Origin of the sequence: Paenibacillus sp. V4I9 (assembly GCF_030817295.1) — a bacterium.
Classification (GTDB): Bacteria; Bacillota; Bacilli; order Paenibacillales; family NBRC-103111; genus Paenibacillus_E.
The window spans coordinates 4,044,155-4,057,504 of record NZ_JAUSZE010000001.1 but is presented as its reverse complement, the minus strand read 5'-3'; the positions used below and the strand labels follow the sequence as shown (position 1 = coordinate 4,057,504).

Below are 13,350 nucleotides of genomic sequence, written 5' to 3'. Positions count from 1 at the left end.
TAGGAGGAGGAGGCATGAATACAAGAAGAAAATTATTTGCAGTTACTTTAGTATTAGTAGCCATGCTTATAATGTTCTACAGGTATTACAGTTTAAAGTATACCGAGCAAGCCATCTTAGATAACGTTACAAGCCGTGATGGATACACATTGGTTAATCAACAAGAACAAGTACCAATAGAGGTATTTATTAAACCTGAGTGGATTCCATTTAAACCAAATGAGCAAAAAGAATTAAATGAGAAGCTTCTTGAAACACACAACACAACTATTCTTCTAAACAATGTATGGAACAGAGGCAATGACATTTACTTTAGTTTTCATGCAGAATTTAACATGAAATATAAGGCGGGAGAATTTTTGTATAATGGAATTTTTAATGAAGATGGTACTATCTCATCTCCATCACCAGGAGAAATAACTATTTATGATAAGGATAGAAACAAGATACCATTAGGACAGCAAGGTATCGGGCCAGGTGCTGATTTTTCTTTTGGCATACAACCTCTAGACCAAAAACGTATTCAAAATGGATTTTATATAAAGTACACAGGATACAACTTGTATAACTATTCGAAGAAGTGAATTGGTGTAAAGACAGGAAGATTCATTCAACTCCCTCAGAGAATAGGGATTTTCTCACGAATGCTCGCTCATTCGCAGGATTTCAATATGCATGTTAAATAGGAGTTCAGGTGTTTGGGTAGTGTGTGGCAGGCAGTTCCGTTAGTGCGCATGCGGGAACAGAAGGTGCTGATCATTTTTACAACATCTTCCATAAAAAAGTTATACTGCACACTTCTCTCCACAAGGTCCTTGGGGATTCACTCTCCCAAATCTCGACGGGTCTTTACCCTCACATTCCTTCGTCCTATCTTTCCAAGGTGTGGAGTCCGATCATCGTTAACGGAACGGGTCTATGCCCTAAAGCGGAAAAATCTCGGTACTCGGTGCTTTCTTTGTGAGATCCTGCGAATGAGCCAATCTACGTGTCAGGGTTACGATTTACTTATTATGCTGCTAACGGTAGCTGGGCCTTATCCATGGAGAATGTTTGTCCTTCTCTTGCCATGGCTACAAGCATCCGGGCCAGTTTCCCAATCAGCTTCATCATGGACTGCATTTTCGTCATTCGTTTTACTACGGTATTGTGCGCATGCATGGCTTGGAACGCTCCATTGAAAGATAACAGGTGAAACACAGTGAAGTAGAGATGCTTGCGCAGTAGTGAGTTGCCTCGTTTGGTAAGCTTGATTTGCCCCTTATACTTGCCTGAACTTCGTTCTGCTAAGTTCAATCCTGCCTTGCGCAATAATTGATTTCCGTGAGACAGCTTACGTAAATCCCCGCCAAATGCCAATATGGCAGCCGTTGCAGGAACGGAAGCACCGACAGATCGAACGAGATCTGAACAAGGAATTTCAGGCAGTACCTTTTCAATCATCTCGTCCGCTTCATCAATGATTCGGCAGATTCTTTCATACTCTTCGATGAGGTGCCTCAGCTCCCATTTGTCTTCTTCTAGGGCAGTAGAGTCCCCCACGCTATGTCTAGCGAGTGCTTGAAGTTCCATCGCCTTGTTCTTACCTCGCACCCCGCCAGGTCTGGCCATATACTCACCCCAGATCTGTACCATTTGCTCCGGAGTTAGCTGCAATAGGTCAGAAGGGGCTGGGAACCGGCGCAAAGTGGCCAAGGAACGATCGCTAAAAATATCATCAAATGCTTGTCTGTATTCTGGAAACCGGATATCGAGCCAGCGGTGGATTCTATTCTTAATCCGTCCTGATGTAACAACCCAGTGCTCTCTGTTTGTAACCATAACCCGTAAGCGGCGGAATGCTTCATCCTTTGGAGAGAAGGGCGTGTAGAACCCACGACTCACCGCATCAGCGATGACAAGAGCATCTTTTGGGTCGTTCTTGGAAGGAGAGTTATCTCTGTTTTCTTTATTACGTTTGGTTGTCATCGGATTGACAAGAGCCACATCAATTCCTTGATCCACCAACCAGTTGGCAATATTGAACCAGTAGTGACCTGTGCTCTCCAAACCTACAACGATGTCATTCATGCCGTGCATCTTCTGTAATTTCCGAATGCTTTGCTCTAAATGCTCATATCCAGCAAGGTCATTCGAAAATAGAATAGGGCGCTTGGTGAAGACAACACCTCGAAAATTAATGGCTTGTGCTGCGTGTTTCTCCTTGGCAATGTCGATGCCTATGACCAGAGTAGTAGTGCTGATTCGTTCTACACGTTGATTTTGAGACTTAATTGGATTAGACTTCATGATAACGCCTCCTAAGGTGAGTTCTGAGGGCTGCAACCCAGTACATACTCATCGTAGCGAGGCGTTCTTTTTTCTGCAAATTCAATCTACTAACACCTACAGGAATGTTAACGGGTACTATAGTTGAACAAACTTAAACAGGCTGCCGCGTGCAGGATAGTTTAATGAATCCTTTATTTTTACCATACCTATGGTAAAGTAACACGAGGAGGGATGGTAATGAGAATAGCACAACGTATTGGAGTAGTATCTTCAATTGGCACCATGATACTATGGATTATATTAGTTTTATTAAATCCATACATTCATGAACGTGCTGAGAATGACGTTATAATAAACACATTGTTTACACTGTTTGTTCCAGCTTGTGTAGCGTTGTTAGCATCCACTATCAAAAAGCCATCTCTTATGTTTATTGCATTTGTCTGGTCACTTCCTATTAGCCTATATATGACGATGAGCCCGAGTATTTTTAAATTGTTTGGAGTTACTTCTTTTATGTACCTTATATCGGGTATTGTGACGATTAGGGAGATTAGGTCTCGACAAAAGCAACGCATTGGTTTCTAAAACACTCAGTTGAATATGCTTGAAATTTATAGTGATAGCTGTAGCCTTTTAAATCAACCGTTACTTCGTTCTCGCCTTCAATAGCCACAAACTCAAACCACGTTTTTATAATACCCATTGGTGTTGTTGTTGGCTGTACTTCTTTCGAATTCAACTTATAAACGGCTCCGCTATCCTTTGGTAGTCCAAATTCAATTTCTACGGTTTGACCTGCCAATATACCTACGGACTCACCATCATTGATTTTTAACATCTCCTCATTACCATCCAAAGAATACATTGTTCCCTCTAGTTTATATATTGCAGCCGGTGTAAGTGTCGGAGTAACTGTTTTTGCAGATGTACTCTTACTAGCAACATTTTGTTTGTTTGTTTGAGTAGTGGAGTCAGATGAATCGTGACCGCTTTTTCCTCCATGCCCAAATCCCACTTGCTTTGAGCCATCCTGTACTTGTGGAATATCAGAAACTGATTTATTAGATGAATTTCCACCTGAAACGCCACCTTGCCCGAACGTATTATTGCCCGTTGTTACTACGGAACGGTGATTATTTGAACTTTCGTCGGTAAAAAAATCCCAGACTTGTCCTGGAACCCAACTAAATAGGACAGCTATTATAACCCAGCCAAAAATTACCTCTCCCCATTTTTCCCAAAACTTAGGTTCGGGTTTTTGAGGTGATTCCTCATTAATAAAATGCCTTACACCTTTATAATCTGCATGTGTATAGTCGAAGTATAATTGTTGTTCAGCTTCTCGTTTTATTTTTAATGGATAGCTAGTCGCACCAATTTTATGCATTAAATTTGAATATTCTTCACTCATTGGAGCGTTAGCACGCAACTTTTCTGGTGTTTGTTCTAAGCTTTCAAGATTGAGAAAATGACGAATGGCATTAGTTCGTGCCATAAGTAAGAAGACATTATCTTTATCTATTCGAGATGTGGAACGTTTAACTATCCCATACTCAGTAATTAACTTTTCGTTTTTTTCAATTGCCTTTCTCATGGCTGCATGCATATCTGTCTTAGCAAGTTCCTTTATTTCTATATCCAATTTAATTCGCCCCGTTCGTTTCTGGTCCATTTTACAAAGTAAACATCTGGTAGATAATTCGCTGGGGCTTTCCAACTATCCTGCCTTATCTATAACTTATCGGGGTAAACACTTGCTGCAACCGCTAATCCCCCAAAGAGCTATAACAATCTGTATTTATATGTTGTTTTATGTGTTTTTATTGCTTTTTAGAAAATTAGAAAATTACTGACATTGATTAGGTTAGAATAGCGGGAAAAGATTAAGTTAACGGGACACGTTTGTTCAATATACAGTAACGGGAGGCTGCCGGCACGATCGGCAGCCTTTCGCTCACCTAACGGGCAGAATAGTTATATGTATATATTTTTTCCCTACCAATAAAGAGGATGAAAACATACCATAATATGGTATGTTATTATTGATGTGATTTTTATGGGAGCTAATTATTTAAGAAAAACCTCTGTTCTTGGTGAGTGGGCTTCTAGAGTTGGTAAGACTACAGTGATTTCGGAACTGTATAAAGTATGTTCGGAGTACATTACTTTTGACCATGATACTCTACATAAGTCTCTAGGCGATTGGAAAATCATTATAAATGGAGGTATTTATATGGTTAATGTTTGGGATGAAATAAACAAGATAGTTGAAAATTATAAAATAGAAAACCATTTGAGTGGCACTTTACTTGTGTCACAAGATGGTAAAGTATTATTTGAGAAAGCATATGGTAAGGCTAATATGCAGTTCGGTGTTGAAAATACTCTGGAGATGAAATTTTTTATTGCATCAGTCACAAAAATGTTCATAGCTGCCGCTGCTATTAAACTTCATGAAGAATCTTCAATTAATCTACATGCACATCCAGGAATTTATATTGATACGCTCAAACATTTGCATCATAAAATCACATTACACCATCTAATATCTCACACCTCTGGATTATATGATATTTATGCGATACCGAACATTCGATATGAAATGAGCAAGTTGAACAACGAAAAAGGTGATTTTCTTAATTATTTGAGTAATCAGGAACAACTGTTTGTCCCAGGTGTAGGATGGAAATATAACAGTACAGGTTTTATTATAATGGGGTATATACTTGAGGCAGTTACAGGAAAAACATTTGAAACCTTACTGAATGAAATATTTTTTAATCCACTAAATATGAATAGTACCGGGCTTCATAATCCCCGACAAATTGTTGTTAATCGGGCGTATGGATACACGATTGAAAGCGGAGAATTTAGGAACGCAGATTACGATAAATTGGTTGAAATTGAAGCACCAGGTGAATTATATTCAACTGTTAGGGATCTCAATATATGGTGTGAAGCTATTTTAAACGAAACAATTCTATCAGGAGATTCTAGAGATATTATGTTTACACCATATGCATCTGTAGATTTTGACCCTAAATTTAAGTATGGTTATGGTTGGTTTTTGGGTGAAAATTTCAGGTGGATTCCTGGAGGATCTCCGGGATATAAAGCAGACGTTTGGCAATTTCCTGAGAAAAAAGTGAATATAATCATGTTGTGGAATTACGAGAAGGTAAATTCATATGTGTTGTTTGAGAGAATAAGAGATCTGTTGAATTTATAAAAAGTATCATGCAACTCATCGTTAATGAAAACCCTAATTACACATATTAGAATATTGAACCAGATTGAACTAACGAAGAACGATAGTTCATTCATGACATGACGGCAGATGGTATTAGATCGGCTGCCTTTTCCATTGAAGTTTTAGAATTTATAAATAGAAAGGAGTCAAAATGATTACCATTACAGTTCAGGGTATGCTCCCTTCAGAGTTTATAAGTACCTATAAAACAGATTTAGTTTTCAAACAAATCAATAGATTCAAGGATAGAATAAATGAAGAATGGGATAAGGTTATCCATGATTTTTTAAAATTGGATTATGAAGCTGAAAACTTGATTTATGCTTTTGTCTCATTTGTGGAACAAGATATTGATATTGGTCAAGAATTTAACCGTTATTGGTATAGAAATAATCCCAATGCAATCAAAGAAATTGAATGCAGAATTTGTACAATTATAAACCCTCTTGTATATTTACCCGTGGATAAGATTGAACAAGGGCATAAAGCGATATGTGTATTACAATTTAACGCAACAACTATAGAAAGATTTCAACTTCCTGTGATTGACGGGTTTCATATGAATAAAGATGAGAACGCAGTAATTCTATCCATTGAATAGCTGGGTTCGTGAAGACAACTCGTTTGTGATGGGGGATTAAACTCCCATGAAAATTAAAAAGCTCGAAAACTTAAAAAAGAGCAAATTAAAGTAAACCCAGGAAAACACTTTTTTAAAAAAGGCTGAGCCTCTGATGTTGATGCTTATGGAGTTTGGTGGTAGTTTAGCATCTTTCTTCGAAAAACAAAGGTAAGGCTGGTGCAACCAGTCAAAAAGGATTAATCTCCCATAAGTGCTACCCATATTGGGTGCGACAGTCTGTGATGCACCGTGATGGTTGGAGTCAGACTAACGGTTGGGCTCTAATGGCACCATAGTTCATAGACCTTCTTCTCCCAGCCCTAGTAGAAGTATTGACAGATTTCACCCATTTTCATCCTCTATGGTGCAGCGCTGATCTTGCGCTGCATGTATGGCTAACGGGTAACGATAGTTGAACAAACCTAAATAGTGTTGTGCTAACGGGCAGTAGAGCGTGGTAACATTTATGATAAGGTTCACCGTAATTTAGCCTACAACCGTACTGAGTTGTTGGCTAATTTTATATTTCAAAATATGTTGATCTAAATTTGAAACATTTCAAACCACAAATCTAAGATTTTGAACAGCTGATGTTCTTTCTCCAAACAGCATTTTCAATAAATATACTTTTTGACAATGAAAATACTGGTAGGAGAAGGGCTATGTAGGCTTCTGAACGGCTTTGATATGCGTCAGGGAAGCGTTTTGCGTGGCGTTCAAACAAGCCTTAGAAGGCTGGTCTAGGAGTTCTGATGTTGTTATGTTGGAGGGGTTACATCAAAATGATGTTGTTTGAATGGTGAAACCCCTATAGCACTTCCACCGCTCGACTATGAGTGAAATTTGGAGCGATAACGTTACAATTGAAATGGTTTTTATAGTTCTTACATTAAAAAATCTCAAAAATAAATGTAACCTTTTTAAGATTGAATCGTCTACTCTCCAAGAGGTGAATGTGTTGGACTTTACATACCTAAAATATTTGTCTAAAGGACATGACAAAAAGCAAATACTTCATGATTTAATGCTGGCATATGGTCAAGATGTGTGGAACTTTGCTTTTTCTTTGACTGGACAACGCAATCTTGCTGATGATATAAGACAAGATGTTTTTGTGAAAGCCTTCCATAAACTTGAAACGTTTCGTGGAGATTCCTCACCAAAAACATGGTTACTGTCAATCACTCGTCATGTTGCATTCGATTATAGAAAATCAATGTTTCTTCGTAAAGTTTGCCTTGTTGAATACATAACAGAAAAAACCACTAGTCAATCTGCTGAAAAAGAATATTTCAAAAATTGTTTAATAAAGGATACTTGGCAAGTCGTTTTATCTTTACCTGTGAAACTTCGAGAAGTCATGGTGTTATACATCCATCATCAACTGTCTATTGAAGAAATTGGTGAATTGTTAGATATTTCGGAATCGGCAGTAAAAGTAAGGATTCACAGAGCCAGAAAAAAAGTTAATACTATTTGTAATGAAAGGAACGGTGGGATTTGTGAGGAAGTTTAAGTATCATTGGGAAAAAGATTTAATACCTCCTCCTCTTTCAAGTGAAAATTCGTCTAATGAATGGATGGACGATGTTAAAAACCGAATTATGAACAAAAAAAGGAGAGTTTTTAATCGTGTTGTACCTCTGGTCGGAAGCATATCCGTTATAGTTTTAGCTGTAGGAATATTTGTAGTAAAAAATGATAAGATAATGGATTTGATACCTTATTGGAGTGAAGTTTTAGGGTTTTATGCTACGCCGACAACTTATGAACCAGTCAAGTATCCACCAAGAAACAAAGTATTTGAGAATCAAGAGCAACTTCCAAAAGAGGAACAAAAAAAAGCTGATTTTATACAAAAGATGGCATATGCATATCAAAATATTAAAACATTGAAAGGAATAGCTGAAATAAATATGGATGCTCTTGTTTCAAAGGTTGAATTTCAAATTCGTGAAGGCAAGAATCCAGCTTCATACGAAGTAGTCACTCAACCTGATGGGACTAGAAGTGAATATACAAATGATAATAATTATGGTTGGACACGTTTCAACGATGGTAAGGAAGATGATGTACTACGTGTTGTGCCACGTAATCCAGAAAAGGAACCAAATCTAACATTTGTATCTTCTACAGACGGAAATCCATCTTATTACTTACCTAATGACCCAGCTTGGACTAGAAGTGCATCAGATATAGTTGCTCCTTTACGTAATCTTGGATGGATGGTGGTTGACTTAAAATTGTGGTCAATCATAGGCGATGAATCTTTTTTAGGTCGTAACGTCAAAGTTGTTGAAGGGAAGTTACCTTCTTATAATGCTCAAAAAATGCACGCCGTTACATATAAGGTGTGGGTAGATGATGAGACGAATATGGTTCTAAAAAAACAAACTTATGACAGTAATGGTAATGTTGTTGAAGGTATTGAGGTTACTTCAATCGAGGTAAATCCACAACTGGATAATAGTATCTTTGACACTTCGCAAAGAAAAAAATGATATTTATTAAAGGATTATAAGCCAGCTATAAACTGAATCAATTCACAAAGGTATTAGAGTAACAAATTTGTGTTTAGATACATTACTGTGAACCTAGCATTAATGGAAGTCAGGTCGTTAAGTAACGCAGAACTATGGTTAAACAAGCAAGGAGCAGTTCTGTCGCGGCAGCTGCTCCTTGTTTTTGTTAAGCTAACGGGCAGTTTTCTCTAATATATCATTGTTGATATGGATTATTATGGTATTATTGAAGAACGCTAGTTCTTATTATTAGAAAGGTGGGCTAACCTTGAAGCAGCATAAATTCATATCGCCCTATTTAGGGTCAGGCACTAGCTTCACATGGCTTCGCGGCAATCATCATGGACATTCGACAAGGTCGGATGGCACAGACGAACCATTAACAATTATTCGTTCCTATGAGGAAGCTGGATACGATTACTTCGCTCTTTCCGAACATGATTTTTTACTCAGACGTGAAGAACTACAGCCCTATACCAAGATGTGTGTAATCCCAGCCATTGAGGTCACAGCTAAAGATAAACAAACTCTTCTATATCTTGGAGCTGACGAAATACTTCCTGTACGGGCATGGACACCCAAGCAAATTATGGATAGAGTTCATCAGAGTGGAGGGCTTTTCATTTTCGATCATCCGAACTGGAAGCCCTTTCAAGATTATGCAACAGATCAATTGCTCGATTCAATGGAAGGAATTAAAGGAATTGAAATTTATACTGGGGTTATCGAAAGACTCTACGGACAGGCTTTAGCAACTGATCGATGGGACTATCTTTTGAGTAAGGGTTGGAAGGTTTTTGGTCATGGAACGGATGACCAGCACCATCAGAGAGATCAGTTTATTGCTTGGAACTGTGTGCAGTGGGTTGATTCACTAGCCATTGATCCGAAGGGAATTATCGCCGCGCTTTCAGAAGGACGCTTCTATGCTTCAACTGGAGTATCGATTTCAAATATTAAAACAAGTGATGACAATCAGTGCATTTCAGTAGATTCGGATGGCGATGAAATTCATTGGATCTCTCGAAATGGGGTTATATTGAAAAAAGTAAATGGAGGGTCTTCCTCTTTAACTATAAAGGAATTAGGTGAGAATCCCAATTTACCTAAGAAAGATCTTAGTGAAGCATTATATGTGCGTATCGAGTGCTTGGGGAGAGGTAACCGCATTGCATGGTCCCAGCCATTTTGGGTTGTCCCAGAAGAATGATTCCGCTAACGGGTAACTATAGTTGAACAACAAAAGGTCAGGTTAGTGGAAGAAGGATTTGTTGATATTTCCTAAATTAATGGGAGAAATTATTTGTTAAGATTAGAAAAGGTTTTAAAAAGGGTGGTTCAATGTGAAAAAGATGATTATCAAATATGGTACTTCATTTATAGTCTATATAAGCTTAATTTATATCTACGAAAGTTATTTCTACAATGCATCTCCTTATATACCTTCTCTTATTTTTATTGCATCAATACTTGTTCTTATTTCATTGGAAAGATTATTGAATAAAAAATAATCATTATTCTAACGGAAAACAAAACAACAACAGGCTACCGACATCATCGGTAGCCTGTTGAAGTAACGGGCAGGATACTTACAATAAATTCCCACACGGATAAACAAAGGATTTTCTATTTTCCAATCGAATAAGTGATGAATTGCATCTAAGAAGAGGGCATGATTGCATGAAAGTAAAATTTGGAATACTTTTTTTTGTAATTCTAATTACTCTATAATCTATTGACAACTTAGAGGGGAAACAATATGAATAAACTAATAAAATGGATTTTACCGATAGTTTTTGTATTTTTAACTGCTGGTTGTGGTGAGAAAGCGGTAGTTAATGAACAACTAGCTGAAAAGGTAAGTGAAAAACCAGTTAATCTTTTGAGATTGGACGACTTTAAACAAGTAATGCAAGAAGAAGGTACGCTTCTTTCATCAAAAGGAGAGGGGAATCACGAGATGTTTATTCTCTCGGGGGTAAAGCCTTCAATATTTACAGCATCATTAATGTTCCATGAAGAAGTGAACCCAAAGAAAAACCTCTACGTTTATGAATTTAAATCAGATGAGGAACGGAAAATAGGACTCGAGGCTTTTGATCAAATTAAGGATATAGTCAAGTTCTCTGCTCAACCTCAGGTCACTTTTCAAAAGAATTTGGCGGTTATATATTGGAGCGATGCACCAGACTTAGAGCCTTATGATAATGTTGTAACCGATCCTGTTGGTGAAAGTGTCCTCTATGCAATGGATCGGTTGGGTGAACCTGAAATTGAAGGTTATATTGTTGATAAGAAAGTGGGAGAAATACTTGTCGTAAGTAGTGAAGCTAAAGATTACAGTCACGGCAAGGGTCAAGAGTTTTACAATGCAATCTGGTTCTCAAATGTTTCAGATACACTAGTCATTGGCGATAAAGTTAAAGTATGGGCTGAGCGTGGAAATTACACTGCGCCTTACCCAGGTAGGGAAATTGCCCACAAAGTGATAGAACAATCTACGGTTCGTCCTAAAGGAGCCGATCGTACAGAGGAATATATGCTACAAAGGGCACTTCAAGATGAAAAATTAAAGACGGACATGCACAAGATTATTGCAGTGAAATCTGTTAATTATAATGCGAAGGAAGACACGTGGTATTTACATTTTAAAGATACGATAATGCTAGAAGACTTTTACTTTAAGTTAGATGATAAATAAGAATTTGCGTTATCTCATTAAGCTAACGGAGAACGATAGTTCCATAACAAAGATCAAGCAGGCTGCCGATTATAATCTCGGTGGCCTGCTGTGCTAACGGGCAGTTTAGCGTGGTGGTGGCATGTGCTATTAGACAGTAATTTATTTGAACAACTGTCCATTAATAATGTGTGGGGGATGGTTTTGGGTTACGAGAAGAAATAGTAATTAATTTGAGGTATTCGTTTCTTGCGTAATAAGGGTAGCTTTGGTATCTGGTTTTATTTGTTCAGTTTAATGACAGGGCATTGGAATATATTGTAAGATGATTTGTGTAAACAGAAATTAGTAAATTATTCTTAAAGGAGAGTGAACAAGATGAACGGGTATGTTTCGTTACAAAATAAGAAGATTTATTATGAGGAGTACGGTGATAATAATCTTCCAACATTCTTGTACCTACATGGAGGACCTGGTGTTGGTTCGTATGACTTCAATCTTACTCAGGCTCAACGGCTATCCCCTTTTATCCATTTAATCTCCATTGATCAAAGAGGTTGTCTGCGATCTGATGCTATTGAAGATAACGAGGACTTTTCTATACAAAATCTAATAGATGATTTCGAGTCAATAAGAGATCATTTTAAAATTAATCGGTGGGGGCTTATCGGGCATTCCTTTGGAGGTTTTTTGGCTATTGAATATGCTTACCAATTCCCTGAAGTGATTGAACAGGTGGTTTTGGAATGCCCAACATTCGATATGCTCGAATCATTACGGTCAGTGGTCAAGAAGGCTGAGAAGTTATATAGAGAAGACGGTCATGACAAACTTGCTGATCGATGTAGGGACGCATACACCTACTCTGAACAGGAACTATTTAGTATTTTTAGTGAAATTTCCGAGAAGCGTGATCGAGTTTACATTCGTTCTCTAAACCCCAATTTTTTCAATGATATTGTGGAACAGTCGGGAATACAGCACTACGATTGGCAAAAACAGATGATGTTTCAGAATAAAATTAACGATCAGATTCTCAAACATCCAATCCTTGATAAACTTACAAACATCACTTGTCCAGTTTTGTTGATTAAAGGCAAGTATGATCCGATTTGTAGTGAATTTCAAACAGAAGAATTTTTGAATAAGGTACAAAATAGGACTGTAATTATATTTGACAACTCAGCTCATATGCCTCGTCATGAGGAACCAGAATCCTTTGCAGAAGCAATTAAGGCTTTCGTTAAGAACACTCAGCTTCGTTAAGCTAACGGGTAACGATAGCTCATCAACATACGAGGCAGCCGTACAGTGATCGGCATGGCGGGATGTGGAGCCTGACTTTATTGCAGCAGACTTTTTAGAAGCGGTAAAATGGCTTGTAACTTAAAGTAAAACGTGAGATAGCGAAAAAATAATATTGGCGGTGGATATAATGGTTACTGTAAGAATGGCAACTGAAAACGACCTTTCAAAAGTGGCTCAACTATCTGAATTATGGGTAGCAGAGGCTATAACCTACGGGTTAGGAGCAAATACCGAAGAATTGTTAAGGAACTGTATCGGAGAATACTTCTGGGTCGCAGAAATCAATTCTGAAGTTGTAGGTTATATAACTGGCAGCATTCATGATAGTGATGGGTTGGCTGTTATAGAGAAAGGCGAGAGTTACCTTGAGGTTGATGAGGTGTACGTTCATCCAGAATATCGAAATGAAAATATTGGACATATGATGGTCGATGAGCTTCTCCAAACAGCGGAACTAAACGGCATAACTCGTTCTGTCATTTATTCTGCTAGTAAACAGTGGCAAAAAATAATTGGTTTTTATGAGAAGCATGGTTTTAAAATGTGGTTTGTTCAAATGTACCGTTAACAATCGGTGCCAAACTCTGATGATTAAACTAACGGAAAACGTTAGTTTAATAAAAGAGAAGTTCCATATACATAGCATGTCGCGGTGAAACATCATTAAGGCATCATCACACAAGATGATGCTTTT

At 37.7% G+C, this 13,350-nt stretch carries 12 protein-coding genes; 10 read left to right on the top strand and 2 right to left on the bottom strand.

Going from position 1 to position 13,350, the window contains the following annotated elements:
* The first annotated feature begins 14 nt into the window (after positions 1 to 14).
* Positions 15 to 584, top strand: coding sequence for a hypothetical protein (locus QFZ81_RS19110; protein ID WP_307601736.1), 570 nt, complete (start codon positions 15 to 17; stop codon positions 582 to 584).
* A gap of 427 nt (positions 585 to 1,011) precedes the next feature.
* On the opposite strand, the gene QFZ81_RS19105 is transcribed toward QFZ81_RS19110, so the two are convergent.
* The gene (locus QFZ81_RS19105; RefSeq protein WP_307604104.1) at positions 1,012 to 2,289 is read right to left on the bottom strand and encodes an IS110 family RNA-guided transposase; all 1,278 of its coding nucleotides are present in this window, start codon (positions 2,287 to 2,289) and stop codon (positions 1,012 to 1,014) included.
* A gap of 219 nt (positions 2,290 to 2,508) precedes the next feature.
* Between QFZ81_RS19105 and QFZ81_RS19100 the strand changes: the two genes are divergently transcribed.
* Positions 2,509 to 2,859 carry a hypothetical protein gene (locus QFZ81_RS19100; RefSeq protein ID WP_307604103.1) on the top strand — a complete coding sequence of 117 codons (351 nt, stop codon included), beginning with the start codon at positions 2,509 to 2,511 and terminating at the stop codon, positions 2,857 to 2,859.
* Here the strand turns inward: QFZ81_RS19100 and QFZ81_RS19095 are convergent.
* On the bottom strand, positions 2,825 to 3,916 hold the full coding sequence (locus QFZ81_RS19095) for a hypothetical protein (protein WP_307604101.1): 1,092 nt from the start codon (positions 3,914 to 3,916) through the stop codon (positions 2,825 to 2,827). The genes QFZ81_RS19100 and QFZ81_RS19095 overlap by 35 nt on opposite strands.
* Positions 3,917 to 4,507: 591 nt before the next feature.
* Between QFZ81_RS19095 and QFZ81_RS19090 the strand changes: the two genes are divergently transcribed.
* From QFZ81_RS19090 to QFZ81_RS19055, 8 genes are all read left to right on the top strand, one after another.
* The gene (locus QFZ81_RS19090) at positions 4,508 to 5,503 is read left to right on the top strand and encodes a serine hydrolase domain-containing protein (RefSeq protein ID WP_307604099.1); all 996 of its coding nucleotides are present in this window, start codon (positions 4,508 to 4,510) and stop codon (positions 5,501 to 5,503) included.
* Between the two features lie 172 nt (positions 5,504 to 5,675).
* Positions 5,676 to 6,125, top strand: coding sequence for a hypothetical protein (locus QFZ81_RS19085; RefSeq protein ID WP_307604097.1), 450 nt, complete (start codon positions 5,676 to 5,678; stop codon positions 6,123 to 6,125).
* Between the two features lie 976 nt (positions 6,126 to 7,101).
* Positions 7,102 to 7,662 (top strand): RNA polymerase sigma factor, encoded by a 561-nt coding sequence (locus QFZ81_RS19080; protein WP_307604095.1) that lies wholly within the window; start codon positions 7,102 to 7,104, stop codon positions 7,660 to 7,662.
* A complete protein-coding gene (locus tag QFZ81_RS19075) occupies positions 7,649 to 8,647 on the top strand; it encodes a sigma-E factor regulatory protein RseB domain-containing protein (RefSeq protein ID WP_307604093.1) in 999 nt (332 codons plus the stop codon). The genes QFZ81_RS19080 and QFZ81_RS19075 overlap by 14 nt, the downstream gene beginning before the upstream one ends.
* A gap of 289 nt (positions 8,648 to 8,936) precedes the next feature.
* Complete coding sequence (locus QFZ81_RS19070) at positions 8,937 to 9,878, top strand: CehA/McbA family metallohydrolase domain-containing protein (protein ID WP_307604091.1); 942 nt, start codon at positions 8,937 to 8,939, stop codon at positions 9,876 to 9,878.
* Between the two features lie 549 nt (positions 9,879 to 10,427).
* Positions 10,428 to 11,369, top strand: coding sequence for a DUF3221 domain-containing protein (locus QFZ81_RS19065; protein WP_307604089.1), 942 nt, complete (start codon positions 10,428 to 10,430; stop codon positions 11,367 to 11,369).
* Between the two features lie 357 nt (positions 11,370 to 11,726).
* Positions 11,727 to 12,614, top strand: a complete 888-nt coding sequence (locus QFZ81_RS19060) for an alpha/beta fold hydrolase (protein WP_307604087.1) — start codon at positions 11,727 to 11,729, stop codon at positions 12,612 to 12,614.
* Positions 12,615 to 12,783: 169 nt separating this feature from the next.
* A complete protein-coding gene (locus tag QFZ81_RS19055; protein WP_307604085.1) occupies positions 12,784 to 13,224 on the top strand; it encodes a GNAT family N-acetyltransferase in 441 nt (146 codons plus the stop codon).
* Positions 13,225 to 13,350 lie beyond the last annotated feature (126 nt).

Excerpts from the sequence above, each read along its gene's own strand:
- QFZ81_RS19105 (WP_307604104.1), bottom strand. The coding sequence starts at position 2,289 with ATGAAGTCTAATCCAATTAAGTCTCAAAATCAACGTGTAGAACGAATC.
- QFZ81_RS19055 (WP_307604085.1), top strand. The coding sequence starts at position 12,784 with ATGGTTACTGTAAGAATGGCAACTGAAAACGACCTTTCAAAAGTGGCT.
- QFZ81_RS19065 (WP_307604089.1), top strand. The coding sequence starts at position 10,428 with ATGAATAAACTAATAAAATGGATTTTACCGATAGTTTTTGTATTTTTA.
- QFZ81_RS19110 (WP_307601736.1), top strand. The coding sequence starts at position 15 with ATGAATACAAGAAGAAAATTATTTGCAGTTACTTTAGTATTAGTAGCC.
- QFZ81_RS19085 (WP_307604097.1), top strand. The coding sequence starts at position 5,676 with ATGATTACCATTACAGTTCAGGGTATGCTCCCTTCAGAGTTTATAAGT.
- QFZ81_RS19060 (WP_307604087.1), top strand. The coding sequence starts at position 11,727 with ATGAACGGGTATGTTTCGTTACAAAATAAGAAGATTTATTATGAGGAG.
- QFZ81_RS19090 (WP_307604099.1), top strand. The coding sequence starts at position 4,508 with ATGGTTAATGTTTGGGATGAAATAAACAAGATAGTTGAAAATTATAAA.
- QFZ81_RS19100 (WP_307604103.1), top strand. The coding sequence starts at position 2,509 with ATGAGAATAGCACAACGTATTGGAGTAGTATCTTCAATTGGCACCATG.